The organism is Saccharopolyspora sp. CA-218241, from assembly GCF_050954615.1.
Taxonomy (GTDB): domain Bacteria; phylum Actinomycetota; class Actinomycetes; order Mycobacteriales; family Pseudonocardiaceae; genus Saccharopolyspora; species Saccharopolyspora cebuensis.
On the sequence record NZ_CP191860.1, the window covers coordinates 4,700,348 to 4,726,823 of the forward strand.

The following is a 26,476-nucleotide window of genomic DNA, read 5'->3' on the forward strand; positions in this document are numbered from 1 at the left end:
GCGCTCACCCCTCGTCCTCGGCGAACAGCGGGCGGATGCCGCGCGCCGCCATGATCTCGTCGTTGCCGGTCCCGGCGGCCACCATCGGCCAGACCTGCGCGTCCTGCCCCACCACGAAATCGATCACGACGGGTCGGTCGTCGATCTCCATGGCCCGCTGGATGACGCTGTCGACGTCCTCAGCGGACTCGCACCGCAGACCCGCGCAGCCGTAGGCCTCGGCCAGCAGCTTGAAGTCCGGGATGCGGTGCTTGTGGGTGCCGAGGTCGCTGTGTGAGTAACGCTCGGCGTAGAAGAGGTTCTGCCACTGCCGGACCATACCCAGGTTGCCGTTGTTGATGACGGCGACCTTGATGGGGATGTCCTCGATGGCGCAGGTGGCGAGTTCCTGGTTGGTCATCTGGAAGCAGCCGTCGCCGTCGATGGCCCAGACCTGCTTGTCCGGCACCCCGGCCTTGGCGCCCATCGCGGCGGGCACCGCGTAGCCCATGGTGCCCAGGCCGCCGGAGTTCAGCCAGGTCCGGGGGTTCTCGTAGCCGATGAACTGGGCGGCCCACATCTGGTGCTGGCCGACGCCGGCGGCGTAGACCGCGTCCGGGCCGACCAGCGCGCCGATCCGCTCGATGACGTACTCCGGCGACAGGCTGCCGTCGGCCGGCCACTCGTAGCCCAGCGGGAACCGGGAGCGCCAGTTGTTCAGCGTCTGCCACCAGGGCGCCAGGTCGGCGCTGCCCTCCTCGGCGGTGAGCCCCGCCACGGTCTCGATCAGCTCGCCGAGCACGTCCTTGCAGTCGCCGACGATCGGCACGTCGGCGTAGCGGTTCTTGGAGATCTCCGCCGGGTCGATGTCGGCGTGCACGACCTTGGCCTCCGGCGCGAAGGAGGAGAGCTGGCCGGTGACCCGGTCGTCGAACCGGGCGCCGAGCGCGACCAGCAGATCGGCGCGCTGCATCGCGGCGACCGCCGCGACGGTGCCGTGCATCCCCGGCATCCCGAGGTGCTGCGGGTGCGAGTCGGGGAAGGCGCCGCGCGCCATCAGGGTCGTGACCACCGGGATGCCGGTGCGCTCGGCCAGCTCGCGCAGCTGCGCGGTGGCTTCCGCCTTGAGCACCCCGCCGCCGACGTAGAACACCGGCCGCTGCGCGGTGGTGATCAGCCGCGCCGCCTCCCGGACCTGCTTGCCGTGCGGCTTGGTGGCGGGCCGGTACCCGGGCAGCTTCATCTCCGGCGGCCAGGCGAACGAGGTGGTGGCCTGCTGGACGTCCTTGGGGATGTCCACCAGCACCGGTCCGGGACGGCCGCTGGAGGCGATGTAGAAGGCCTCGGCGATGGTCCTCGGGATCTCCGCCGGGTCGGTGACCAGGAAGTTGTGCTTGGTGATCGGCAGCGTGATGCCGCAGATGTCGGCTTCCTGGAAGGCGTCGGTGCCGATCAGCGAGGTGGACTGCTGGCCGGTGATCGCCACCAGCGGCACCGAGTCCATCTGGGCGTCGGCCAGGGCGGTGACCAGGTTGGTCGCGCCGGGGCCGGAGGTGGCCATGCACACCCCGACCCGGCCGGTGGCCTGGGCGTACCCGGTGGCGGCGTGCCCGGCCCCCTGCTCGTGGCGGACGAGCACGTGGCGCACCTTCTGGGAGTCCAGCAGCGGGTCGTAGGCCGGGAGGATGGTGCCGCCGGGAATGCCGAAGACGATCTCGCAACCGACGGATTCGAGCGAGCGCACCAGGGCCTGCGCACCGCTGAGCTTCACCGGCGCACCGGTGGGCGGAGCGGGCTTGGGCCGGCGTCCTGGGGGCGGCGTCGGGACCGGATTCTGCCTGGTGTTGGCGCTGGTCATCAGGTCTGCCTCGGGGTCGGGGAGTGGGGTCGGACACGAAAAAACCCCGCGGACCGGGAAATGGCCCCACGAGGGTTGGCGCGTCGACGCTGCGAAACTTCCTAGGCGTCGACGCGCCGGGGAAGTACGAGAATGTCGTGCAGTCGCAGCATGGCCTGGACGGTAGTCCGCGCTCGGTCGCCGAGTCAAACCTGCGGGACGCCGTTCCCACGTCGTGGACGCCCGGTCCGGTGCGCGGTCCGGCGTTCGACCAGTTCAGCACGGCTCCCGCCCCCTTCCTCACCCGTCCGGGTGTGGTGTGCGCCTCCCCCGGTGGTGCGGGCGGCGGCACCCCGGTCCGCACCTCCCGCCGCAGGTGGGACCATCGAGGGGTGAGCCAGACCCAGCAGGACGCGGAGCAGCCCGAGACCCCGGAGCGAGCCGAGACCCCGGAACGGCCGGAGCGGTCCGAGCAGGCGGAAACCCCGGGACAGGCGGGAACCCCGGGACAGGCGGGAGCCCCGGAGCAGGCCGACAGCGCCGAGGACGCGGACCCGGCGGCGGGCACCACCGCGCAGGCGACCGCCGAGGAGCGGCCGCTGCCGTCCTCGCTGGCCTTCCGGATCAACCCCGTGTCGCTGCTCGCCGTGCTCGCCATCGCGGCCTGCGCCACCCCGCTGGCGACCACGGCCGGACCGTGGGCGCTGCTGGTCTACCTGATCCCGCTGGCCATCGCGGTCTGGATCCTGCGCACCCGCACCACCGTCGGCCCCGACGAGGTCCGCACCCGCACGGTCTTCGGCGGCAAGCGGTTCACCTGGGACGAGGTGGTCTCGCTGCGGCTGGACGAGAAGCGCTGGCTCAAGGCCGTGCTGCGCTCCGGCGACGAGGTCGTGCTGCCCGCGATCCGGGTGCGCGACCTGCCCCGGCTCGCGGTGATGAGCGGCGGGCGGCTGACCGACCCCGCCACCGCGGAGTAGTGTCGGAGTCACCGCTGCTCCGCGCGCCCACAAGGCGCCTCCTGGGCGTTCCCGGCCGATAGGCCGGATCCCGCCGACGCCAGGGCTCGGCCGTCGATCGCGGCTGGGGTCCCCCGCGTCCCGGAACACGTGCCGAGGGCTCCCCCGTCCGCGGGACCGGTCCTCGCTGGCGACAAACGAGGTGGACAATGCCCCAGCTCCGCTCCCGCACCACGACCCACGGGCGGAACGCCGCAGGCGCCCGCTCGCTGTGGCGTGCCACCGGCATGACCGACGACGACTTCGGCAAGCCGATCGTCGCGATCGCCAACTCCTACACCCAGTTCGTTCCCGGCCACGTGCACCTGCGCGACCTCGGTGACGTGGTGGCCGAGACCGTCCGGGAAGCGGGCGGGGTGCCGCGCGAATTCCACACGATCGCCGTGGACGACGGGATCGCGATGGGCCACAGCGGGATGCTCTACTCGCTGCCCTCGCGGGAGATCATCGCCGACTCGGTGGAGTACATGGTCAACGCGCACCAGGCCGACGCCCTGGTGTGCATCTCGAACTGCGACAAGATCACGCCCGGGATGCTCAACGCCGCGATGCGGCTCAACGTCCCGACGGTCTTCGTCTCCGGCGGGCCGATGGAGGCGGGCAAGGCGGTGGTCGTCGACGGCGTCGCGCAGGCCCCGACCGACCTGATCACCACGATCTCGGCCTCGGCCAACTCGGCGGTGGACGACGAGGGGCTCTCCGAGGTCGAGCGCTCCGCGTGCCCCACCTGCGGCTCCTGCTCCGGCATGTTCACCGCCAACTCGATGAACTGCCTCACCGAGGCGCTGGGCCTCGCGCTGCCCGGCAACGGCTCCACGCTGGCCACCCACGCGGCCCGGCGGGCGCTGTTCGAGAACGCCGGGCGCACCGTCGTGGACCTGTGCCGCCGCTACTACGGCCAGGACGACGAGTCGGCGCTGCCCCGCTCGATCGCGAACCAGAAGGCGTTCCAGAACGCGATGGCGCTGGACATGGCGATGGGCGGCTCCACCAACACGGTGCTGCACACGCTGGCCGCCGCGATGGAGGGCGAGATCGACTTCGCCCTGGAGGACATCGAGGCGACCAGCCGCCGGGTGCCCTGCCTGTCCAAGGTCGCGCCGAACTCCGACTACCACATGGAGGACGTGCACCGGGCCGGCGGCATCCCCGCGATCCTCGGCGAGCTCGACCGGGGCGGGATGCTGCACCGCGACGTCACCGCGATCCACAGCCCGAACCTGACCGAGTGGCTGACCAAGTGGGACATCCGCTCCGGCTCGCCGTCGGCCGAGGCCGTCGAGATGTTCCACGCCGCGCCGGGCGGGGTCCGCACCACGAAGGCGTTCTCCACCGAGAACCGCTGGTCGAGCCTGGACACCGACTCCGAGGGCGGCTGCATCCGCGACGTCGCGCACGCCTACACCGCCGACGGCGGGCTGGCGGTGCTGCGCGGCAACCTCGCGGTGGACGGCGCGGTGGTCAAGACCGCGGGCGTCGAGGAGGAGCTGTGGCACTTCCAGGGCCCGGCGCGGGTGCTGGAGAGCCAGGAGCAGGCCGTCTCGGCGATCCTGAACAAGGAGATCCAGCCCGGCGAAGTCCTGGTGATCCGCTACGAGGGTCCCTCCGGCGGCCCGGGGATGCAGGAAATGCTGCACCCGACGGCCTTCCTCAAGGGCTCCGGGCTGGGCAAGAAGTGCGCGCTGATCACCGACGGGCGCTTCTCCGGCGGCTCCTCCGGGCTGTCCATCGGGCACATCTCCCCGGAGGCGGCCAACGGCGGGACCATCGGCCTGGTCGAGAACGGCGACCAGGTGCTCATCGACGTGCGGGAGCGCAAGCTGGAGCTCCTGGTCGACGAGGCGGTGCTCGCCGAACGCCGGGCCAAGATGGACGCCAGCGAGCACCCGTGGGAGCCGGTCGGCCGGGAGCGCAAGGTCACGGCCGCGCTGCGGGCCTACGCCAAGCTCGCCACCTCCGCCTCCTACGGCGCGGTCCGCGACATCGGCAAGTGACCACCCGGTGACGTTCCCTGGTGCGGGGCACCTTCATCCGACATACCCGGATGAAGGTGCCCCGCACTCAAGGCCCCATCGGGCGAACGCCACACCCGAACGCACGCGCCGAACGGCACCCCCGTCAGGCAAGCGGCGAAAGCCGCTTCCGCACTACTCCACCCTCGCAGCTTGCACCGCCGCGGGTTCTCAGCTGTCTTCTCGCGAGGACGCCCTGATGCCGTGTATCGGCATACATCAAGAAGGGCGCCCGGAGCGAGAAGACAGCTGAGGTTCCGCCACTTGCACCGCCACGCAGAGCGAGCCCGAAACCACGAACCTCACCGCAGGAGGAGTAGCACTGCTGCACTGGCCGCCGCCGCGATCACCAACGACACGGTGCCGAAGATCAGCGGGCGGCGGACCCAGACCCGGCCGCGGTCCAGCGCGACCCGGCCCGGCCCGGTGAACATCAAGCCCAGCGCGAGCGCGGCGAGCACCACCTCGAACTCGACCCCGCCTTCTGAGGCGAAGAACCCGTTGCCGAAGTTCAGCGCGATGGCGCTGGCCATCACGCCGAGCACGCCGGCGGCGGCCAGCGGGGTGAACAGCCCGAGCACCAGCAGCGCTCCGGCGCCCAGCTCGGTGCCGCCGGTGATCAGCGCGAGCAGCGCGCTCTGCTGGAAGCCCATCCCGGTCAGCGCTCCGGCGAAGCCCTCGGGGCCGGGTCCGCCGAACGCGCCGAACAGCTTCTGCGCGCCGTGGGCGAGGAAGATCCCGCCGAGGGTCCATCGCAGCACCAGCAGGCCGAGGTCGGCGCCCGCGTTCCAGCCGGACCGCTCGGGCTGGAGTCCGGGTTCGGCCTCGTCGTCGTAGTAGTAGTCCCTGTCGGACGCGACGAGCGAGGTCGCTTCCGCGTCGCTGTAGGCGTCGTCGTAGTAGTCGTAGCCGTGCGCGCTGCCCGGACCACCCGCCGCTCCGCCGCTGGCGTGGCGGCCGTAGCTGCGATCGTCGGGGTAGCCGCCGGCACCACCGGGGCGATCGTCGTGGATCCTCACGCCGCGTGAGGCTAAGGCATGGCGACCGCGAAGTGCGACCCTTTCGAAGGAATCTCGCTCGACACGTGACCACCGGCCGCGAGTGCCTGGCTCACCCGGCGTTCACCGCGGCCGGGCTACCCTCGTGGCCGTGGCAGCCTCCCACCGGAACCGGCGTCTCCTGCTGAGCGCGACCGCCGTCGTCGGCGCGTTGCTGGCGGGGTGCGCCCAGTTCCCCGACGAGCACCCCCGGCCGTGGTCGGAACAGCCGAGCCTGGAACCGCAGGCGGGTCCGCAGCCGTCGATCGAGGGCGAGGCGCCGCCGCCGGACCCGGACGCCCCGCAGTCCGCGCCCGCCGAGCCGGTCGGCTGCGAGGACCCGGACACCGCGGTGATCGCCACCTGCCTGGAGCCGGTCGGCGCCGTCGCGGTGCTGCCCGACGGGCAGGGCGCGCTGGTCGGCGAGCGGGCCACCGGCCGGGTGCTGCTGGTGCGCCGCGACGCCGAGCCGGTGGAGCTGGCCCGGTTGCCGGTGGACGCCTCCTCCGGCGGTGGGCTGACCGCGCTCGCGCTGTCCCCGAGCTACCACGAGGACGAGCTGTTCTACGCCTACATCACCACCGGCGGCGACAACCGGGTGGTGCGGATCGCGGCCGGGGACAGCCCGAAACCGGTGTTCACCGGCATCCCCAAGGGCGGCAGCGGGAATTCCGGCGCGCTGTTCGACGACGGGCAGGGCGCGCTGCTGGTGGCCACCGGCAACGCCGGGAACCCGGCCGCCGCGACCGATCCGGCGTCGCTGGCCGGGAAGGTGCTGCGGATCAACGGCTTCGGCGATCCGGCCGAGGGCAACCCGCGGCCGGACTCGCCGGTGGTCGCCGCCGGGCTGTCCGATCCGGGCGGCATCTGCGGGGTCCCGGGGCTGGGCTCGTTCTGGGTCACCGACCGCCGGGCGGGCGAGGACGTGCTGCACCAGGTGCGTCCGGGCCGACCGATCGGGCCGCCCGCTTGGAGCTGGCGGGAGCAGCCGGGCGTGACGGGCTGCGCCGCCGACCCGGGCACCGTGGTGGTGGCGCTGCGCGACGCCGCCGCGCTGTACACGCTGCACCCGTCCCCGGACGGGGCCTTCACCGGCCAGCCGACGAAGGTGATGGAGGGCACCTACGGCCGCTTCACCGCCGCGGCGCTCGGCCCGGACGGCCTGGTCTGGCTGGGCACCGCGAACAAGGCGGGCGGGCAGCCCGTGTCCAGCGACGACCGGGTGATCCGCATCGAACCGCCCACCGGCGGGACCGCTGGCAAGGACTGAGCTTCCACCCGATTCACCCGTTCTGCCACGATCGGGTGAGTCGACGGAGGGAGCGGGACATGGCGGCGAGGCTGAGCGACCGGGTGGCGCTGGTCACCGGTGCGGCGAGCGGGATCGGCCGGGCCACCGCGCTGCGGCTGGCCGACGAGGGCGCGGCCGTCGCGGTCACCGACGTCCAGGACGAGGCGGGCGCCGAGGTCGTCGCCGAGGTCCGGGAACGGGGCGGACGGGCGGTGTTCGTCCACCACGACGTCACCGGCGAAGCCGCCTGGACCGCCGCGATCGAGGCCGTGCTCGCCACGTGGGGACGGCTGGACGTGCTGGTCAACAACGCGGGGATCGGCGATCGGGGCAGCATCGAGGACAGCACCGCCGAGAGCTACGAACGGGTCATCGCGGTGACCCAGACCGGGATGTTCCTCGGCATGAAGACCGCCTCGGCGGCGCTCAAGGCGTCCGGCCACGGCTCGGTGATCAACGTGAGCTCGATCTACGGGGTCAGCGGCGGCCTCGGCGGCAGCCCCGCTTACCACGCCGCGAAGGGCGCCGTGCGGACCCTGACCAAGAACGTGGCGCTGGACTGGGCGGAGTCGGGCGTGCGGGTCAACTCCGTGCACCCCGGCTTCGTCGACACCCCGATCCTAGGCGACCCGGACGCCACCGAGCAGCGCCGACCGCTGGTCGCGGTGACCCCGCTGGGCCGCCTCGGCCGCCCCGAGGAGATCGCCGCCGCCATCGCCTTCCTGGCCTCCGACGACGCCTCTTTCATCACCGGCTCGGAACTCCACGTGGACGGCGGCTACCTGGCCCGCTGACGGGGACGTCACCGGGCGGGCGCGGGTGCCTCGATCGGTTCGGCGGTCGTCCGGGCGAGCAGGTCCAAGGTGTGCTCGGAGCTGGAGCCCTCCGCCGTGGTCGCCACGATCAGGGACTGCTCCGGGGAACGGCCCACCACGAGGGCCTGCTTGGTGACGGTGAGCGCGCCCACCAGCGGGTGCCGCAGCTCGAACTCGTCGGCCTGGCACGGCTTGACCCGGTGGTCGCCCCACATCGCCACGAACTCGGGGCTGCGCATGGACAGCTCCCCGATCAGGGCGGCCAGCAGGGCGTCCTCGGGGTGCCGACCGGCGGCGAGCCGCAGGGTACCGACCAGGGAGCGGGCCTTGCGCTTCCAGTCGGCGTAGAGCTCGCGGGTATGCGGGTCGAGGAACAGCATCCGGGCCAGGTTCGGCCGGTCGGCGGGCCGGTCCGGCGCGGTGCGGTCGACGTGCCCGGCCAGCAGCGCGTGCCCGAGCGCGTTCCAGGCCAGCACATCGGTGCGCCGCCCGACGAGCAGCGCGGGCGCGGCGTCGAAGGAACGCATCAGCTCCCGGGTCGTGCGGTCGACCCGCTCCGGAGCCGGGCGGCGCTGCGGCCGGGGGCGCCGGTGGGCGAGCTCGCGCAGGTGGTCGCGCTCGTGCTCGTCGAGCCGCAGCGCTCCGGCGAGGGCGTCCAGGACGGCGCCGGAGGCGTTGCTCGACTGACCTTGCTCCAAGCGCGTGTAGTAGGACGCGCTCACCCCGGCGAGCTGGGCGAGCTCCTCCCGCCGCAGCCCGGCCACGCGCCGCCGCCCGGGGAACTCGGGCAGCCCGACGTCCTCGGGGCGCAGCCCCGCCCGCCGAGCCCTGAGGAACTCACCCAATCCAGTCGCCATGCTCCCGAGTATGCGCGGCGACCGGCCGCCGAGCCTGGCCCCGCCAGGGATAGGCGCGGGCGGGTCTGGTCCCGCCCGGATCCGCCACCGCACGCTGGTCCGCAGCGATACCAGCGAGGAGCGGACATGCACGAGATCGTCTTGGGAGACGTCACGATCACCCGGATCGTGGAGTACTACGGCTCGGTCGGAATGGCACCGGGCACCTTCTTCCCGGAGAGCCCGGCGGAGTCCTGGCGGGACGGCGAGCACTGGCTCGCACCGGACTTCCTCGACCCGGCCACCGGGACCGTCGTCGCCGCCGCCCAGACGTGGCTGCTGCGCAGCGAGGGCCGGACGATCCTCGTCGACACCGGCGCGGGCAACCACAAGGAACGCCCGCACGCCCCGGTGTGGAGCCGGCTGGACACGGACTACCTCGGCCGCCTCGCCGCGGCCGGGGTCCGGCCGGAGGACGTCGACCTGGTCATCAACACCCACCTGCACGTGGACCACGTCGGCTGGAACACCCGGCTCGACGGCCGCACGTGGGTGCCGACCTTCCCCAACGCCACCTACCTCCTGCCCCGGGCCGACTTCGAGTTCTGGAACCCCGCGAACGGGCGCACCCCGGCCGTCGGGCACGGCAACCAGAACGTGTTCGAGGACAGCGTCGCCCCGGTGCACGAGGCCGGGCTCACCGAGCTGTGGGAGGACGGCCACCGGATCGACGCGAACCTGCGGCTGGAACCCGCGCCCGGCCACACCCCCGGTTCGTCGGTGGTGGTGCTCGAATCGGGCACCGACCGCGCGCTGTTCGCGGGCGACCTGCTGCACACCCCGCTGCAGTTCGTCGAACCCGACACCAACAGCTGCTTCTGCGAGGACCCGGCGCGGTCCCGGGCCACCCGGCGGCAGCTGCTCGGCTGGGCCGCCGACGCGGGGGCGCTGGTCCTGCCCGCGCACCTCGGCGGGCACGGCGGCGCGGAGGTGATCCGCGAGGGCGACTCGTTCGCCATCAAGGGCTGGGCGCCCTTCTCCCGCCTCTGACCAGGCCCGCACCGAGCGCCGATTTCCCGCGAACCCGAAGGAGGACCGGGTGTCCGACCCGATCGTCACCACCACCGCCGGGGCCGTCCGGGGCCGCGCCGGCGGCACCGCGCACGTCTTCCACGGCATCCCCTACGCCGCACCGCCCACCGGGGCGGCCCGGTTCGCCCCGCCGGCCCCGCACGCCCCGTGGTCCGGCGTCCGCGACGCGACGGCGCCCGGCCCGACCGCACCCCAACCGCGCCGCGACTTCGGGGCGCTGGACATGTCGCCCTACTTCGGCGCGGGATGGGTTCCCGGCGCGGACTACCTGACCGCCGACGTGTGGACCCCGCCGAACGCGCACCGCAAGCCGGTGCTGGTCTTCGTGCACGGCGGCGGGTTCGTCGCCGGATCAGCCCGGACCCCGCTCTACGACGGGACGGCCTTCGCCCGCGACGGCGTCGTCCTCGTCACCCTCCAGTACCGGCTGGGCATCCCCGGGTTCCTCGACGTGCCCGGCGCACCGCCCAACCGGGGGCTGCTCGACGTGGTGGCCGGGCTGCGCTGGGTGCGGGAGAACATCGCGGCGTTCGGCGGTGATCCCGGCACCGTCACCCTCGCCGGCCAGTCCGCCGGGGCGACCATCGCGGCCGGGGTGCTCGCCGCCCCCGAGGCGGCGGGGCTGTTCCAGCGCGCCATCGTGCAGAGCGGCAGCGGGCTCGGCGCGTTCTCCCCGGAGCAGGCGGCGCGGGTGACCCGAGCGGCGGCCGACGCCCTCGGCATCGGCCCGGCCGACTTCGCCGGGGTACCGGACGGGCGCCTCGTCGAGATCGCACCGGAGCTCGGCGGCCTCGACCTGCGCACCGCGACCCGGTTCGACCCGCTGGTCGGGCTCAGCCCGTTCAGCCTCGTGCTCGACCGCCAGCCCGCCGAAGGCGCGACCGCCGACGTCGCGCTCCTCGTCGGCACCAACGCCGAGGAGGGCAACCTCTACCTCGCGCCGCAGGGCGAGCTCACCACCTCGACCGCCCAGGACGTGCACGACACCGCCGCCCGGGTGACCGCCGACCCGGCCGCCCTCGTGGCGCGGCTCCGGGCCGAGCACCCGGCGGCGACCGAGGGCGGGCTGCGCTCGGCGATCCTGGGCGACGCGCTGTTCCGGACCGGCAGCCGCCGCCTCGCCGACGCCCACGCCGCACGGGGACGACCGACGCACCGCTACGAGTTCGCCTGGCGCTCCCCCGCGCTGGACGGCTCGCTCGGCGCGGCGCACGCGGTGGAGCTGCCGTTCGCGTTCGACAACCTGCACGTCCCCGCGCTGCGCGGTCCCCACGGGCTGCTCGGCCGCCCCGCCCCGCCGGCCGAACTGGCCACCCGCCTGCACGGCGCCTGGGTGGACTTCGCCCGCACCGGCAACCCCGGCTGGGCCGCCTCCGACCCCGCCCGCTTCACCACCTGATCATCCCTGGCCAACGCGGAGTGAGGGGCACCCTTGTCCGAGAAACTTGGACAAGGGTGCCCCTCACTCACGTCCCTTGCGGGTGAACGGGCGCGGTGGCTACTGGCCGCAGGCGGCGAGGACGAGTTCGCGGACCCGCTTGGCGTCGGCCTGGCCCTTGGTGGCCTTCATGACCGCGCCGACGATTGCGCCCGCCGCCTGGACCTTGCCGCCCCGGATCTTGTCCGCGACGTCGGGCTGGGCGGCCAGCGCCTCGTCGATCGCCGCCTGCAGCGCCGAGTCGTCCGAGACCACGGCCAGCCCGCGCGCCGCGACGACCTCGTCCGGCTCGCCCTCCCCGGCCAGCACGCCGTCGACGACCTGCCGGGCCAGCTTGTTGGTCAGCTCGCCGGCGGCGACCAGCGCGATCACCCGCGCCACCTGCGCGGGCGTGATCGCCAGCTCGGTCAGCTCGATGCCGCGGGTGTTGGCCTGCTGGGACAGGTAGGCGACCCACCAGGACCGGGCGTCGCCGGACGGCGCCCCGGCCTCGACAGTCTCCGCGACGAGCTCCAGCGCACCGGAGTTGACCAGGTCGCGCAGCTCCTCGTCGGACAGCCCCCATTCGTCCTTGGCCCGCTTGCGGCGCTCCCACGGCAGCTCCGGCAAGGTGCCCGCCAGCTCGGCGACCCACTCGCGGGACGGTGTGATCGGCACCAGGTCCGGCTCCGGGAAGTAGCGGTAGTCCTCGGAGGTCTCCTTCGGACGTCCCGCCGAGGTGCCGCCGCTCGCCTCGTCGAAGTGCCGGGTCTCCTGCCGGATCGAGCCGCCGGAGGCGAGCACCGCGGCGTGCCGCTGCATCTCGTAGCGGACCGCGCGCTCCACGCTGCGCAGCGAGTTCACGTTCTTGGTCTCGGTGCGGGTGCCGAACTCCGCGATGTCCTTGGGCATCAGCGACACGTTCGCGTCGCAGCGCAGGGAGCCCTGGTCCATCCGCACGTCGGAGACGTCCAGCGCCCGCAGCAGATCGCGCAGCGCGGTGACGTAGGCGCGGGCCACCTCGGGCGCCCGCTCCCCCGCGCCGGTGATCGGCTTGGTGACGATCTCGATCAGCGGCACCCCGGCGCGGTTGTAGTCCAGCAACGAGTGCTCGGCCCCGTGGATCCGGCCGGTGGCGCCGCCGACGTGCAGCGACTTGCCGGTGTCCTCCTCCATGTGGGCGCGCTCGATCTCGACCCGGAACAGCTCGCCGTCGTCGAGCACCACGTCGAGGTGGCCGTCGAACACGATCGGCTCGTCGTACTGCGAGGTCTGGAAGTTCTTCGGCATGTCCGGGTAGAAGTAGTTCTTCCGGGCGAACCGGCACCACTCCGCGACCTGGCAGTTCAACGCGAGGCCGATCCGGATCGCGGCCTCCACGGCCTTGCCGTTGACCACGGGCAGCGCGCCGGGCATTCCCAGGCACACCGGGCACACCTGGGTGTTGGGCTCGGCGCCGAAGGCGTTCGCGCAGCCGCAGAACATCTTGGTCCGCGTGGACAGCTCCACGTGGACCTCCAGGCCCAGGACCGGGTCGTACCGCTCCAGGACCTGCTCGTAGTCCATGATCTCCGCCACCGCGGTCACTCGTCGTCCTCCTTGCGCCGCAGCGTGCGGACCGCCAGCGCGGTGCCGGTGACCAGGCCCGCCGCGGTGATCAGCACGTCCGCCATCGCCAGCTTGTCGTTCTTGGCCCGGGCGTCGCGGAGGCTCGCCCGCAGGCCGAACGCCGCGGAGAGCACGGATGCGAGCTGGAACGCCGCCTTGATCTTCGGGTTCATCACGCCACCTCCAACTGCGGAACGCTGTTGATCAGTGCGCCGCCCAGGGCGGCGTCGCGCGCGGCCTCGTAGGCCGCCCCGACCCGGTAGAGCCGGTCGTCGGCCATCGGCGGAGCCATGATCTGCAACCCGACCGGGAGGCCGTCCTCGTCGGAGAGGCCGCAGGGCAGGCTCATGGCCGCGTTGCCCGCCAGGTTCGACGGGATGGTGCACAGGTCCGCACGGTACATCGCCAGCGGATCGTCGACCCGGTCGCCGATCGGGAACGCGGTGGTCGGCGTGGTCGGCGAGACGAGCACGTCGACCTGCTCGAAGGCGGCGCCGAAGTCCCGGGTGATCAGCGTGCGCACCTTCTGCGCCTGCCCGTAGTAGGCGTCGTAGTAGCCGGAGGACAGCGCGTAGGTGCCGAGCATGATCCGCCGCTTGACCTCGGGGCCGAAACCGGACTCCCGGGTCAGCGACATGACCTCCTCGGCGCTGCGCGAACCGTCGTCGCCGATCCGCAGGCCGTAGCGCATCGCGTCGAAGCGGGCCAGGTTCGACGAGCACTCGCTCGGCGCGATCAGGTAGTAGGCGCCCAGCGCGTAGTCGAAGTGCGGGCAGGACACCTCGACGACCTCGGCGCCCAGCGCGGTGAGCTGCTGCACCGCGGCGTCGAACGCCCGCTGCACGCCGGGCTGGTAGCCCTCGCCGGAGAGTTCCCGGACGACGCCGACGCGGACCCCGGCGAGGTCACCGGCGGCCCCGTCCCGGGCGGCGGCGACCACCGGCGGCACCGGCGCGTCGATCGAGGTGGAATCCATCGGGTCCGACCCGGCCATCACCTCGTGCAGCAGCGCCGCGTCCAGCACCGTGCGGGCGCACGGACCGGCCTGGTCCAGCGAGGAGGAGAAAGCCACCAGACCGTAGCGGGACACCCCGCCGTAGGTCGGCTTGACGCCGACGGTGCCGGTGACCGCGCCCGGCTGGCGGATCGAGCCGCCGGTGTCGGTGCCGATCGACAGCGGGGCCTCGAAGGCGGCGAGCGCGGCGGCCGAGCCACCACCGGAACCGCCCGGGATCCGGTCCAGGTCCCACGGGTTGCGGGTCGGCCCGTACGCGGAGTTCTCGGTCGACGAGCCCATCGCGAACTCGTCCATGTTCGTCTTGCCCAGCAGCACCATGCCGGCCTCGCGGAGCCGCCGGGTCACCGTCGCGTCGTACGGCGGGACCCAGCCCTCCAGCATCTTGGAGCCGCAGGTGGTGGGCATGTCGCTGGTGGTCAGCACGTCCTTGACGGCCACCGGCACCCCGGCCAGCGGCGACGCGGGGGTGCCCGCGGCCCGGTCCGCGTCGGCGCGGCGGGCGGCCTCCAGGGCGCCCTCGACGTCGACGTGCAGGAAGGCGTTCACGGCGGTGTCCACCGCGTCGATGCGGTCCAGGTGCGCGCGGGTCACCTCGACGGAGGTCAGCTCACCCGCCTGCAACCGGTCGGCCAGCTCGGACGCGCTCAGCCCGGTCGGGTCGTCACCGGATACGGTCTGCGTCATCAGGCCTCCTCGCTCAGGATCCGCGGCACGCGGAACCGGTCCTCCTCGGCCGCGGGGGCTCCGGAGAGCGCCTGCTCGCGGCTCAGGCCGGGCCGGACCTCGTCGTCGCGGAAGACGTTGGTCACCGGCACCGCGTGGGACGTCGGCGGGATGTCGTCCGCGGCGACCTCCCCGACCCTGGCCACCGATTCCAGGATCACGTCGAGCTGGCCTGCGAAGGTGTCGAGCTCGGCCTCGGTGACGGCCAGCCTCGCCAGCCCTGCGAGGTGCGCGACCTCGTCGCGGGAGATCTTGGACACTGCGAAGGCTCCCTGGTCATGTGCGGTTCACGGGTACCCGTGAAGTCTATGGTGAACCCGCCCGGTGGGGTCCGGGGGGCGCGCCGGGCCGGGCGGGGTCGCCGGGGTCCCGGAAAGCGCAGGTCATTCCACTGCGTGGACGCCGGGATCACCACAGCGGCCCCGGATCTGCCACAATTCCAGCGCCAACCCCGGCCGCCGGACCAGCGCGGTCGTGGAGCCGCGCGGCCGGCGAGGTGCCGCGCACGAAGCTGGAGGCGTTGAGTCCGGTGTCCTTCCTCGTTCGGGTGCAGATACCGGACCAGCCGGGCACCCTCGGCTCGGTCGCCAGCGCTCTCGGCGAGATCGGCGCCGACATCCTCAGCGTCGACGTGGTGGAGCGCGGCGGCGGGGTGGCCATCGACGACCTGGTGGTGGAGCTGCCCTCCGGTCGGCTGCCGGACGTGCTGATCACGGCGGCCGAATCGATCGAGGGCGTCGAGGTGGACGCGGTCCGGCCCTACTCCGGCGTGCTGGACACCCACCGCGAGCTGGAGCTGGTCGAGGAGATCGCCGCCGACCCGGGCAACGGGCTGCAGATCTTCGCCGAAGGCGTGCCGCGGATCATCCGGTCGGGCTGGGCGATGGTGTTCGGGCACCGCTCCGGCGGCGCCGAGCAGCTCGCCGCCAGCACCTCCGCCCCGCAGGAGGGCTACCTGGAGCTGCCGTGGCTGCCGCTGGACCGCGGCACCATCCTGGACAGCGACGCCGAGTGGGTGCCCGGGACGTGGCAGGAGCTCGGCACCGAACTCGCCGCCACCCCGATCGGCAAGCCCGACCGGGTGCTGCTGGCCGGACGACCGGGCGGACCGCTGTTCCGCACCGCCGAGCTCGCCCGGCTCTCCCACCTCGCAGGAATCGTCGCCGTCGTCCTGGACAACTGACGACCGCAGCTCACCCGTTCGGAACAGGAGTGAGGGACACCCTTGCCCAAGTAAGGGGTTCTTTCAGAATGCGGCGGAGCCGCATGCGGTGTGGCCGTCAGCTTGCACCGCGGCCCGTGCTCGGACGTGACCGCTCAGCGGTCTTCTCGCGAGGACAGCCGTGACGCCGTGTACGAAGTGGGTACATCAGGAACGGCTCCCGGAGCGAGAAGACCGCTGAGGTTCCGCCACCCAGATCATTCTGAAAGCGTTCCTAACTCGGACAAGGGTGCCCCTCACCCAGCAAAACCCACCAGCACGACGAGCAAGAAGCCCCGCGGCGCGCAACACCACCCGGCCACCGCCGGGCAAGCGGCGAAGCCGCTTCCGCCTTGCCCCACCCTCGCAGCTCGCACCGCCGCGGGTTCTCAGCGGCCTTCTCGCGAGGACGCCCTGACGCCGTGTACGTGGTTGTACATCAGGAAGGGCGCCCGGAGCGAGAAGGCCGCTGAGGTTCCGCCACCCGCACCGCGCGCTAAATGGACCACAACACCTTCCCGACGAGAAGGCCGCTGAGGTTCCGCCACCCGCACCGCTCCGCAAGGCGAGTTCAGAACAGCAAAAGACGGTGAGCGGTGAGGCGGAAGTTTGGTACTGGAATCCAATCCCTCTCCGGCATCGGCTCGAAGCCCAGTCGCCGGTAGAGGCGCTGGGCGGCGGTGGCGACCTCCGAGACGCAGAGCACGACCTGCTTCGCGTCCTCCTGGCGGGCCCGATCGAGCACCGCGCCGACGAGGGCGGCGCCGATGCCGCGCCCGGCTGCTTCGGGGGCCACCGCGAGCATCCGGAACTCGACCTCGCCGGGCCGGGCGATCTCGGCGTACACGCCGCCGGGCCGGGCCACGGTGACCGTGCCGAGCACCATGTCGTCGTCCACCGCCACCAGCAGCTCCGCCTTCGCCGCGCGGTCGGCGGCGTTGCGCAGCTCGGTGGCGTAGTCGATGTCGTCGGCCGGGAGGTTGCCCGCCTCGGCGTAGGCGCGGACGCAGAGCTCGCCGATGGCCTCGAAGTCGGCCGCCCGGGCAGCGCGGATCGTCGTCATGCCACCGGATGCTGCCACTCGGGGTGCGGTGCTCATTCCGCGGGCAGCGCGCGCTCGGCGGCGGCCTCGGGGCCCTGCTGGAGCAGCGCGGTGAACCCGTCCTCGTCGAGGACCGGCACCTTGAGCTGCATCGCCTTGTCGTACTTCGACCCGGGCGAGTCCCCGACCACCACGAACGCCGTCTTCTTCGACACCGAACCGGCCGCGCGGCCACCGCGTTCCATGATCAGTTCCTTGGCCTCGTCCCGGGAGTAGGTCGTCAGCGTCCCGGTGACCACGATGGACAGACCTTCGAGGGTGCGCGGGACGGATTCGTCGCGTTCGTCGGCCATCCGCACGCCCGCCGCGCGCCACTTGCGCACGACCTCGCGGTGCCAGTCCACCTCGAACCACTCGACCACGGCCGTCGCGATCGTCGGGCCGACCCCGTCGGTGGCGGCCAGTTCCTCCTCGGTCGCCTGCTCGATGCGGTCCAGCGACCCGAACTCGCGGGCCAGCGCCTGCGCGGCGGTCGGCCCCACGTGCCGGATCGACAGCGCCACCAGCACCCGCCACAGCGGCTGGTTCTTCGCCGACTCCAGGTTCCGCAGCAGCTTCGCGCCGTTGGCCGACAGGGCGCCGTCCTTGGTGCGGAACAGCGGGGTGCGCAGCAGGGCGTCCTCGTCGAGGTCGAACACGTCGCCCTCGTCGGTGAGCACCCCGGAGTCCAGCAGCGCCGCCGCCGCCTCGTAGCCCATCACCTCGATGTCGAAGCCGCCGCGCCCGGCGAGGTGGAACAACCGCTCCCGGAGCTGCGCCGGGCAGGACCGGCTGTTCGGGCAGCGGATGTCGACGTCGCCCTCCTTCTGCTGGCGCAGCTCCGTCCCACACTCCGGGCACAGGGTGGGCATCTGGAACTCGGTCTCCTCACCGGTGCGCACGTCCGCCACCGGGCCGAGCACCTCGGGGATCACGTCGCCCGCCTTGCGGATCACCACCCGGTCGCCGATCAGCACGCCCTTGCGGCGCACCTCATCGGCGTTGTGCAGGGTGGCCATCGACACCGTGGACCCGGCGACCTTGACCGGCTCCATCACCGCGTACGGGGTCACCCGCCCGGTGCGCCCCACGTTGACCCGGATTTCCTGCAGCGTCGTGGTCGCCTGCTCCGGCGGGTACTTGTAGGCGATCGCCCAGCGCGGGGCCCGCGAGGTGGTGCCCAGCCTGCGCTGCAACGGCACCTCGTCGACCTTGATCACCACGCCGTCGATCTCGTGCGCGGCGGAGTCGCGGTGCTCGCCCCAGTACCGGATGTGCTCGACCAGCTCGTCCTCGGTGGTCAGCACGACGGTGTGCTCGGACACCGGCAGCCCCCAAGCGCGCAGCGCCGCGTAGGACTCGGACTGGCGGGCCGGTTCGAAACCCTCCCGCTTGCCGAGCCCGTGGCAGATCAGCCGCAGCGGGCGGGTGCGGGTGATCCGCGGGTCCTTCTGCCGCAGCGAGCCAGCGGCGGCGTTGCGCGGGTTGGCGAACGGCGGCTTGCCCGCCTCGACCAGCTTCGCGTTGAGCTCGGCGAACTCCTCGACGCGGAAGAACACCTCGCCGCGGACTTCCACCAGGGCGGGCACCGGGTACTCGTCGGTGCCGGTGAGCCGCTCCGGTACGTCGGCCATGGTGCGCACGTTGAGCGTCACGTCTTCGCCGGTGCGGCCGTCACCCCGGGTCAGGGCCCGCTCCAGCCGCCCGTCCCGGTAGAGCAGGTTGATCGCCAGCCCGTCGATCTTGAGCTCGCAGAGGTGGTGGACCTGACCGCCGACCTCGCGCTCCACCCGCTCGACCCAGGCGCGCAGCTCGTCGGTGTCGAAGGCGTTGTCCAGGCTGAGCATCCGCTCCAGGTGCCCCACGGCGGTGAACTCGGTGGAGAACGTGCCGCCGACCACCTGCGTGGGCGAGTCGGCCAGGCGCAGCGCCGGGCGCTGCTCCTCGATCCGCTGGAGCTCGCCGAACAGCTCGTCGAACTCGCCGTCGGAGATCGTCGGGGCGTCGAGCACGTAGTAGCGGAACTGGTGCCCGCGCACCTCCTCGACCAGTGCGGAATAGCGTTCCCGCACGTCAGCGGGAACGTCCTCGGCCCCTTCCGCCGCACCGCCCGCGGCGGGATCGCCGGGCAGCTCGCCGGCGCCGTCGAGGTCTGCGCCGTCGAGGTCTGCGCCGTCGAGGTCGGGGCCGTCGAGGTCTGCGCGGCGCGGGTCTTCGCTGGTCACGTGCCGAGGTTAACGAGCCGCCCCGACAACGGCACGCAGCGCCTCGCCGTCGCGGCGCGAGCTCAGCCGCGATCGAGCTCGCGGACCAGCTCGCGCAGCTCCAGCAGGCCGATCGCGCCCTGCGGCTCCCGGTCGGCGGTCTCCACCCGGCCGAGCCGGTCGGCGGCCAGCCGTTCGCCGAGGGCGGCATCCAGCGGCAGGAAGGTCAGCGCCCGCTTCACGTCGTCGTCCAGGGCGGCGAAGCCGGGGTGGTACACCGCGACGTCCACCAAGCCCTCCGCCTCGTCGACCTGCGCCACCACCCGGACCTCCGCCAGGGGGTAGCGCTCACCGCGCAGGTTGACGGTGACCTCGGTGGGGTCGGGCACCGCGGGCACCGAGTCGTGGTACTCCCACAGCGGTCCGGGCGCGGGCGCGGTGGCCTTCCAGGCGTCGGTGAAGCGGCGCAGCTCCGGGTCGGCCTGCCCGCTCACCACCAGGGCGTAGACGGCCTGCTCGCCGCGCTCGATGCCGAAGGTCAGCCGCGGGTGCAGCGCGGCGACCGCGTCGGCGACCAGCGCCTCGACCCGCTGCGGGGACTCGTCGCCCAGCGCCGCGGCGATCTCGGGCAGCATCGCGTCCCAGCGCTGCCAGAACTCCCGCGCGAGCGCGTCGGCGTCGGCCGGTTCGGACTCGGGCGCCGAGCGGCGGCGGAAGAACTTCAGCATGGCCCCATTGTGCCGGTCTGGTCCGCGCGGCGGGGCCGGTTCGGCACCGAACGCAACGGACCGGCGGGACGGGTCAGGACCGGCAGGACGCGTCCAGCGCGGCGGAGGCGACGTGGGCCAGCTCGGCCGGATCGATCCCGCGCACCCGGCGGGCCTCGGCGAGCGCGGCCAGCACCGCCGTCAGCGGGTCGTCGTGCGCGGCGCGGCGCAGCACCTCCAGCGCGTGCAGCTCGTTGCGCACGGCGCTGCCGCGCGGCCGGTTGAAGACGCTGCGCCAGCTCCACTCCCGGACGGTCTCGTTGAGCCGCGCGTGGTCCACCCCGCGGCGGCCGCGCATCGCGGCGAGCACTTGGTCCACGACGGGATGGCACAGGAAGCCCACCGAGCCGAGCACGTGCCGGGCCACCGCCAGCGCGGCGCTGCGCCGCTCGGCCGGTCCGGCGGCCCGCAGCAGCGGCGCCAGCTCGGGCGGGTAGCCGGTGATCTCCGACGGCGGGGCGGGCAGCGAGGCCAGGTCGTCGGGCCACGGGGCGACCGGGAAGGTCCGGAACTCACCGGCCAGCCACTCCCGCGTCGGTTCGATCCCGGTGACCCGGCCCGCCAGCGCGAGCATCAGCGACACCGGTTCCGCCCGCGACCACGGCAGCCCGGCCCGCGCGCCCTCCAGCTCGTCGGGCGCGGCGCCCTCCCGGATCTCCGGCAGCACCGCCTCGAACGTGGTCCGCAGCTCGCCGGCGGCGGCGCTGGAGAAGCGGGTGACGGCCGCGGCGTCCCAGAACAGCGACACCCCGCGGGTGCCCCGGGTGATCCGGCGCAGCACCTCCGGGCGCCGCCCCTGGGACCCGCCGTCCTCGACCACCAGCAGCCAGTCGCCGAGCGGGCGCACCGCGATCATCGGGTACCGCTCCTGCTGGGCGAAGGACTCCTCGCAGAACTCGTCGATGTCCAGCGGACGCGCCAGGTCGGCGACCGCCCCGAACCCGGCGGCGACCCGTTCGACGTCCGCACCGCGCACCAGCGTCAGGCACGCCGCCTCGTGCAGCGTGCTCCGCCGCAGCCACCCGGCGCGCTCCACCTCGTCCTGCCCGGAGTCCTGTACCACGGACTTCTTCCTACCAGCAGCACGCCGCGGCCACCGACCGTTCACGAAATCCCGTCAGCGGTTCGGCCGCCCGGGTGCCCGGTGACCGGCGGCGTCGCGGCCCAGCCGAGCGGCGTCAGGTCGGAGGCCGGGGCGCGCTGCTCACCCGGGTCCGGCGCACCGGCGTCCGGCCACGACAACCGGACCACTTCCGGCTCGCGGCCGGGCCGCAGCGCCCGCCCGCGACCGGGCGGTTGCGCGGTGGCCACCACCCCGGCCACAGCTCCCCGTCCCGGGGGTCGCCGTTGAGCACCACCGCCGTGCACCCGGCGTCGCGCAGCGCGGCCGCGACCCCGGAGCGCAAGGCCCCCGCCTGGTTGACCGAGTTGTGGGTCAGCACGAGGTGGAACCCGATCCGCGCGCCCTCGGCGAGGTGGTCGACCAGCCCGTCGAGCACCTCCGGGGCGATCAGCTCGGCGTCGGCGACCAGGAGGAACACCCGCCGGTCCCACCGCCCGCCGCGCGAGCGCCTGCCGAGTTCGGCCAGCAGCGGCTCGACCGCCGCGCGGAACCCGCTGGGCACCGCCAGGTAGCTCATCCACGCGGGGAACTCGCCCAACAGCTCCCGGCGCGGATCCAGGACCACGACCCGGCTCCCCGGGTGGAGGCGTTCGACCTCGCGGTGGACGACCCGCAGCAGCGAGCCGGTCCCCGAACTGCGGGAGCCGACGCAGAGCAGGTGCGCGGTCTCGTCGAGGTCCACGTCCAGCCAGGCACCTTCGCGCTCCAGCCAACCGATCCGCAAGCCGGTCCCGCTGCCCGCCGAGTACGGGACCACCGGGGGCGCGGTCACCGCTGCGGACGCCCTCGCGGGGAGACCGGGCCAGGCCGCCGCGATCCGCCGGGCCAAGGCCGCACTCGGCTCGGGCCCCGCGTCCTCGAACCACGGCAGCGCCAACCGGAACCGGGAACCCCCGAGGACCCCGGTACCAGGCGTCTCCCGGCTCAGCTCCCAGCGGGTTGGTAGGTCCGGTCCCCCTCCTCCGGGCTCCACCACCGCGATGACGTGGACCCCGAACCTCGCGCCGCGCTCGGCGATCCGCTCGATCTCGGCCGCGAGGTCGCCGAACCGGTCCAGCATCGCGTGCCACGGCTCGACCACCAGGTAGAGCAGCGGCGCCGGGCCGCCCTCGCCCGCTTCGCGCGCACCCAGGACCGCGGTGACCTCGCGGATCATGACCGCCGCCTCGGCCTCTGCGCTGCCGAACGACGCCGTCCCCGCCACGTGCGGTAGCGCGGCGAGCACGTCCCCGCAGGAGAAGCCGTCGCCCCGGCCGAGGAAGTAGAACACCAGCTCCTCGGGCGTCCGGCTCAGCGCCAGCGCCAGCACCGCGGTCCGCGCTGCGGAGGAGCGGCCGGACCGCGGCGGCCCGCTGATGAGGAGGTTGCGCCCCACCGGGAGCGTGAGCGGCGCGGTCGTCGCGCTCTCGAAGTCGTCCACGGTTCCCACCGGCACCCGATCCGCGCCGGGCGCGGCGGTGGACGCCCCGCGCACCGGGTCGGACGACGGCTCGCCCAGGACGTCGGCGAGGGTGATCGACCCGTCCAGCGGATCGGCGAGCACCACGGCCCGCGTCGAGGCGTCATCGAGCGCGCGCAGTTCCTCGGCGAACTCGGTGTGCCGCTCCCAGCCCTGGAACCGGACCGGCGGGTCGTCCGCCCTCTTGAGCCACCCGAGCCCTTGAACGTCGGTGGCCTCCGCCGCGGCACCGCTGCCGAGCAAGCGCCAGGACTCGGCCTGCGCGGTGGTCCGGTGCACGATGCGGAAACCGCACAGGTCCAGCAGTTCGTCCGGTTGCTCAGGTCCGAGCTCGTAGCCGTGCAGGAGCACGTGGACGTCCACCTCCCCACCGCTGCGCATCACCGCGAGGATCTTGTCCATCAGCCGAGGCGCGGAGAAGTGCGGGAATTCCAGGTTGATGGTGACGACCAAGGGCGACCAGGAACCCGGTTCCGCCCCGCGCCGCCGGTAGATCTCGCGCTGCACGCGGTCGAGTCCGGTGGGCAGCGGTACCGACCGGTCCAGCACGCCGTGCGGCAGATCGATCAGACCCCGCAGCTCGATCCGCTTGGCGCTGCCGAGCAGGGCCAAGGACAGCTCGTCCGGGGAATGGGCTAGCGCGAGCAGCGTCACCACCGCGCGCACCGTCTGGGCGACCCGCGCTCCCGGCCGTCCCACGACGAGTCCGTGCGGTCCGGCCCCTGCCCCGGCGCGGAGGTCGAGCACGACGGGGCGACCGGACCGGTCCACGCCGAGCGGGACCCGCAGCGGCGGGCGGGCCGGTTCCGCCGCCGGATCGCGGAGCAGGCCGAGGTCGCGCAGGCCCGCCGGGCCGATCGTCCGGGGAACCGGCCGCTGGCCGTACTCCTCCACCGAGGCGACGTCCTCGGCGATCCGCCCGCTGTAGCGCCCGAGCCGGGGCAGGGCGGGGCGGAACGGTCCGGTGTGCGAGCGCGCCAGGCCCTCGCCCAGCTCGATCCGACCGGTGAGCTGGCTGTGCACCCGCGGCGGCAGGTCCGAGTCCCGCCGCGCCGTGGCCACCACGTGCAGCCCGAACTGGAGCCCGTCGCGGGCGAGCATGACGACCTCGCGCACCAGGTCGGGGTTGTGGTCGGCGAAGGGTTCCCAGCGGTCGAGGACGAGGAACAGGTCGGGGTGCGCGTCGTCGAGCTCACCGTTGCGCCGGGCGGCGCGGAAGTCGCGGACCGAGTCGAAGTCCCGCTCGCGGAACAGCGCCCGCCGCGCCGCCAGGGTCCGCCCGGCGGCGGCCACCACCCGACCGATCGCCTCGTGCTCGTCCGGTCCGACGACCGCGTCGACGTGGTCGAGCCGGGCGAACGCGCCGAACCGGCTTTCCGAGTCCACGCAGCTGATCCGGACCTCGGACGGGTCGGCGCCCGCCGCCAGTCCGAGCAGGACGGTGCGCAGGAACCGGCTCTTGCCGGAGCCGCTCGGGCCGAGCACGGCGAGGTTGTGCGCGGCGAAGTCGACGGTGAAGGGTTCCCCGGCCGCGCCGCGCACGCCGACGACCGGCTCCACGGTGCGCCCCAGCGGCTCGTCCGGGCGCCGCAGCGGGTCGCCGAGCAGCTCGCCAAGGGAGACCTCCGGCAGGTCGGCGGTCGAGGGCGGCGCCGGGACCGTCCCACCGGTCCGCGCGACGTAGAAGGTGCCGTAGCCGTCGTTGGTGCGCTGCGGGCTCTGGCGCCCGGCCAGCTTCGCGGCCACGTACAGGTAGAGCTCCTCCCCGGTGATCAGCCCGTCGCCGTCCGCGTCGGCCGCACCGGTGCGGATGCCCTCCAGCAGAGCGTCGGTGAACAGCGAGGAGGCGATCGCCGCGTTGTCGGTGAGCCGGTCGTCCTCGTAGGCGTACTCCAGGGCGCTGGTCGCGGTGAGCAGGAAGGTGCCGCGCCCGGTGAGCTGGGCGTGGTCGACCAGCGCCGAGGACTTGGCGCCGCTCAGCGAGAACGCGCCGCTGTAGCAGCAGTCCAGCAGCAGCACCTTGGTGGAGGCCTGCGAGGCGTGCACCCGCTCCCGGACGAACGACGCGGTCAGCGCGGTGGAATCGGGCCGGTCCAGCTCGGTGTTGCAGGCGGCGAACACCAGGTTGCCCCGGTCGTCCTTGAGGCCGTGGCAGCTCAGGTAGAGCAGCACCAGGTCGCCGGGGCCCGCGTTGCGGAACACGTCGTCCACCGCGCGTTCGAGCTGGCTCCGGGATTCGTTGCGCAGCACCTCGACCTGGTCGAAGTCGCCCTGCGCGAGCAGCACCTGGCGGAGCTCCTCCGCCTCGTCGGCCGGGGCGCGCAGCGCGCGCAGGCCCGGATCGGCGTACATCGAGGTGGCGATCAGCAAGGCCAGGCGCACGCGATCACCTCTCCGCGGGCTCGCCCTCGTCGATCGCCCCCGAGGAGGCCAGGGCCGCCGTGATGGCGTGCACCACGGCGCTCTGGTCCTTGCCGGACAACCCGGTGATCTCGATCCGGTTCTCGCCCTCACCGAGGACGACCTGGCGCGCGCCTTCCCGCTGCAACCGGGCCACCAGCACCTTCGTCGCCGCGGTGAGGGCCGCGGTGGAGAACACCCCGCTGAGCACGAGCTGCCCGATCTCCAGGGCGGCACCGGCCTTGGCGCCCTCCTCGACGGCACCGCGCACCCGGTCCACCCGCAGCACCGCGAGGTCGCGCAGCTCACCGAGCAGCCGTTGCGTCGCCTCCTCCCGGCGCTGCGGGTCGTCGTCCTGCAGGGCGAAAGTCACCATGAGCCGGGCCATCTGGGTTCCCTCCGGAGCCGCGAGCGTGCTCGCTCACGGTAACCCAGTGATCACCCGGCCCGGGGCCGGTTCAGCAGCGGACCGGGCTCAGCTCTCCGCGTGCTCGGCGAAGACGCCCGCCAGGTCGCGGCTGAGCGCGATCGCGCGGCGGGCCCACGCCGGGTCGGCTCCGGCGAGTCCGCAGGTCGGTGTGGGCACGGCGAGCTCGGCGAGGGCGCGGCGGGCGAAGCCGAGGCGGGCGGCGAGCGCGAAGGCGGGTTCGGCGAGCCTGCCCGGTCCGACCGGTGCGTCGGTGGCCGGGGTGCCGGGCACCAGCCCGAGCAGCAGCGGCACCCGTTCCTGCCAGGTCTCGCCGAGCTCGTCGGCCAGCGCCCCGGTGACCTCGCCCAGTCCGGTGGCGTCCAGCGCGATCGCGGCGACCCCGGCGCGGCGCAGCAGCGCCACCGGCGGCCGACCGGCGCAGCAGTGCACGACCACCGGCGCCCCGAGCCGCTCGATCACCCCGGCCAGCAGCCGCTGCGCCTCCGGTTCGGGGACCGCGGGCACGGTGCCGTAGTCCGAGGGCGTGGGCAGCCGACCGGCCAGCACCGCGGGCAGCACCGGCTCGTCGAGCTGCACCACCACCGGCGCCCCGGTGCGGGCGGCGACCGCCTCGACGTGCCCGCGCAGGCCCTCGACCAGCGATTCGGTGAAGTCGGCCAGCGCACCCGGATCGGTGAGCACCCGGTGGCCGCGGGCCAGCTCGACCTCGGCGGCCAGCGTCCACGGACCGGCCGCCTGCACCTTCACCGCGCGCGGCGCCCCGGCCTCGCCGACGGCCTGCTCCACCGCGTCCAGGTCCCAGCGCAGCAGGTCCTGCCCCCGCCGGTGGTCGCGACCGGTCTTGCCCGCGACCCGGTAGCCGGAGGGCACCAGTTCGACGGCGAGGTCGACCAGCATCGCCGCGGTGCGACCGATGATGTCGGCACCCACGCCCCGGCCCGGCAGCTCGGGGAACGGCATCAGCTCGGGCAGCTCGCCGACGACGGTGCGCGCCGCCTCCACCGGGTCCGACCCCGGCATCGAACCGATGGCCGTGGCCACCCCGGGCGCAATGGTGATGTCGGAACCGCGCAGTTGCTCTGGCATGGCTCCATTATCCGCCGCGGACGGCCGGGGCGTCAGCGGCG

At 73.6% G+C, this 26,476-nt stretch carries 21 protein-coding genes; 7 read left to right on the plus strand and 14 right to left on the minus strand.

Annotated features, from left to right (window positions below):
• Positions 1 to 4 precede the first annotated feature (4 nt).
• Positions 5 to 1,837, minus strand: coding sequence for an acetolactate synthase large subunit (locus tag ACQP0T_RS22375; protein ID WP_433869834.1), 1,833 nt, complete (start codon positions 1,835 to 1,837; stop codon positions 5 to 7).
• A gap of 371 nt (positions 1,838 to 2,208) precedes the next feature.
• Between ACQP0T_RS22375 and ACQP0T_RS22380 the strand changes: the two genes are divergently transcribed.
• Both ACQP0T_RS22380 and ilvD read left to right on the plus strand, forming a co-directional pair.
• Positions 2,209 to 2,796, plus strand: a complete 588-nt coding sequence (locus ACQP0T_RS22380) for a PH domain-containing protein (RefSeq protein ID WP_433869835.1) — start codon at positions 2,209 to 2,211, stop codon at positions 2,794 to 2,796.
• A gap of 188 nt (positions 2,797 to 2,984) precedes the next feature.
• A complete protein-coding gene (ilvD, locus tag ACQP0T_RS22385; RefSeq protein WP_433869836.1) occupies positions 2,985 to 4,829 on the plus strand; it encodes a dihydroxy-acid dehydratase in 1,845 nt (614 codons plus the stop codon).
• 320 nt (positions 4,830 to 5,149) lie between these two features.
• Here the strand turns inward: ilvD and ACQP0T_RS22390 are convergent, their stop codons facing one another.
• Complete coding sequence (locus tag ACQP0T_RS22390) at positions 5,150 to 5,866, minus strand: DoxX family protein (protein ID WP_345367740.1); 717 nt, start codon at positions 5,864 to 5,866, stop codon at positions 5,150 to 5,152.
• Between the two features lie 130 nt (positions 5,867 to 5,996).
• Here ACQP0T_RS22390 and ACQP0T_RS22395 point away from each other — a divergent pair, with 130 nt between their 5' ends.
• Both ACQP0T_RS22395 and ACQP0T_RS22400 read left to right on the plus strand, forming a co-directional pair.
• Entirely contained in the window at positions 5,997 to 7,154 is a 1,158-nt protein-coding gene (locus ACQP0T_RS22395) for a PQQ-dependent sugar dehydrogenase (protein ID WP_433869837.1), read from the plus strand.
• Between the two features lie 59 nt (positions 7,155 to 7,213).
• Positions 7,214 to 7,969 carry an SDR family NAD(P)-dependent oxidoreductase gene (locus ACQP0T_RS22400; RefSeq protein WP_433869838.1) on the plus strand — a complete coding sequence of 252 codons (756 nt, stop codon included), beginning with the start codon at positions 7,214 to 7,216 and terminating at the stop codon, positions 7,967 to 7,969.
• A gap of 8 nt (positions 7,970 to 7,977) precedes the next feature.
• On the opposite strand, the gene ACQP0T_RS22405 is transcribed toward ACQP0T_RS22400, so the two are convergent.
• Positions 7,978 to 8,847 (minus strand): helix-turn-helix transcriptional regulator, encoded by an 870-nt coding sequence (locus tag ACQP0T_RS22405; protein WP_433869839.1) that lies wholly within the window; start codon positions 8,845 to 8,847, stop codon positions 7,978 to 7,980.
• Between the two features lie 126 nt (positions 8,848 to 8,973).
• Here ACQP0T_RS22405 and ACQP0T_RS22410 point away from each other — a divergent pair, with 126 nt between their 5' ends.
• Together ACQP0T_RS22410 and ACQP0T_RS22415 are read left to right on the plus strand one after the other, a co-directional pair.
• Positions 8,974 to 9,876 carry an MBL fold metallo-hydrolase gene (locus tag ACQP0T_RS22410; protein WP_433869840.1) on the plus strand — a complete coding sequence of 301 codons (903 nt, stop codon included), beginning with the start codon at positions 8,974 to 8,976 and terminating at the stop codon, positions 9,874 to 9,876.
• A 49-nt stretch (positions 9,877 to 9,925) separates the two neighbouring features.
• Entirely contained in the window at positions 9,926 to 11,317 is a 1,392-nt protein-coding gene (locus tag ACQP0T_RS22415) for a carboxylesterase/lipase family protein (RefSeq protein WP_433869841.1), read from the plus strand.
• Positions 11,318 to 11,416: 99 nt separating this feature from the next.
• Here ACQP0T_RS22415 and gatB read toward each other — a convergent pair whose 3' ends face one another.
• Genes gatB through gatC form a run of 4 tightly spaced genes read right to left on the minus strand, consistent with a single transcriptional unit; the run spans position 11,417 to position 14,944 of the window.
• Positions 11,417 to 12,922, minus strand: a complete 1,506-nt coding sequence (gene gatB, locus ACQP0T_RS22420) for an Asp-tRNA(Asn)/Glu-tRNA(Gln) amidotransferase subunit GatB (protein ID WP_433869842.1) — start codon at positions 12,920 to 12,922, stop codon at positions 11,417 to 11,419.
• Entirely contained in the window at positions 12,919 to 13,116 is a 198-nt protein-coding gene (locus tag ACQP0T_RS22425) for a hypothetical protein (RefSeq protein WP_345367733.1), read from the minus strand. The genes gatB and ACQP0T_RS22425 overlap by 4 nt, the downstream gene beginning before the upstream one ends.
• A complete protein-coding gene (gatA, locus tag ACQP0T_RS22430; protein ID WP_433869843.1) occupies positions 13,116 to 14,645 on the minus strand; it encodes an Asp-tRNA(Asn)/Glu-tRNA(Gln) amidotransferase subunit GatA in 1,530 nt (509 codons plus the stop codon). The genes ACQP0T_RS22425 and gatA overlap by 1 nt, the downstream gene beginning before the upstream one ends.
• Positions 14,645 to 14,944, minus strand: coding sequence for an Asp-tRNA(Asn)/Glu-tRNA(Gln) amidotransferase subunit GatC (gatC, locus tag ACQP0T_RS22435; RefSeq protein WP_345367731.1), 300 nt, complete (start codon positions 14,942 to 14,944; stop codon positions 14,645 to 14,647). Before gatC ends, gatA begins: the two co-directional genes overlap by 1 nt.
• A gap of 269 nt (positions 14,945 to 15,213) precedes the next feature.
• On the opposite strand from gatC, the gene ACQP0T_RS22440 reads away from it, so the two are divergent.
• Positions 15,214 to 15,867 (plus strand): amino acid-binding protein, encoded by a 654-nt coding sequence (locus tag ACQP0T_RS22440; protein WP_345367730.1) that lies wholly within the window; start codon positions 15,214 to 15,216, stop codon positions 15,865 to 15,867.
• 589 nt (positions 15,868 to 16,456) lie between these two features.
• Here ACQP0T_RS22440 and ACQP0T_RS22445 read toward each other — a convergent pair.
• The 7 genes from ACQP0T_RS22445 to ACQP0T_RS22475 all read right to left on the minus strand — a co-directional run bounded on the left by ACQP0T_RS22445 (position 16,457) and on the right by ACQP0T_RS22475 (position 26,435).
• On the minus strand, positions 16,457 to 16,948 hold the full coding sequence (locus ACQP0T_RS22445; RefSeq protein ID WP_433869844.1) for a GNAT family N-acetyltransferase: 492 nt from the start codon (positions 16,946 to 16,948) through the stop codon (positions 16,457 to 16,459).
• A 32-nt stretch (positions 16,949 to 16,980) separates the two neighbouring features.
• Positions 16,981 to 19,191: an NAD-dependent DNA ligase LigA gene (gene ligA / locus ACQP0T_RS22450; RefSeq protein ID WP_433869845.1), complete on the minus strand. Its 2,211-nt coding sequence runs from the start codon at positions 19,189 to 19,191 to the stop codon at positions 16,981 to 16,983.
• A 62-nt stretch (positions 19,192 to 19,253) separates the two neighbouring features.
• Positions 19,254 to 19,898: a hypothetical protein gene (locus ACQP0T_RS22455; protein ID WP_433869846.1), complete on the minus strand. Its 645-nt coding sequence runs from the start codon at positions 19,896 to 19,898 to the stop codon at positions 19,254 to 19,256.
• Positions 19,899 to 19,971: 73 nt separating this feature from the next.
• Positions 19,972 to 21,000, minus strand: a complete 1,029-nt coding sequence (locus tag ACQP0T_RS22460; RefSeq protein ID WP_433869847.1) for a DUF6461 domain-containing protein — start codon at positions 20,998 to 21,000, stop codon at positions 19,972 to 19,974.
• Positions 21,001 to 21,115: 115 nt separating this feature from the next.
• On the minus strand, positions 21,116 to 24,901 hold the full coding sequence (locus tag ACQP0T_RS22465; protein WP_433869848.1) for a caspase, EACC1-associated type: 3,786 nt from the start codon (positions 24,899 to 24,901) through the stop codon (positions 21,116 to 21,118).
• 4 nt (positions 24,902 to 24,905) lie between these two features.
• The gene (locus tag ACQP0T_RS22470) at positions 24,906 to 25,307 is read right to left on the minus strand and encodes a hypothetical protein (RefSeq protein WP_433869849.1); all 402 of its coding nucleotides are present in this window, start codon (positions 25,305 to 25,307) and stop codon (positions 24,906 to 24,908) included.
• A gap of 87 nt (positions 25,308 to 25,394) precedes the next feature.
• The gene (locus ACQP0T_RS22475; protein ID WP_433869850.1) at positions 25,395 to 26,435 is read right to left on the minus strand and encodes a methionine synthase; all 1,041 of its coding nucleotides are present in this window, start codon (positions 26,433 to 26,435) and stop codon (positions 25,395 to 25,397) included.
• Positions 26,436 to 26,476: the final 41 nt, after the last annotated feature.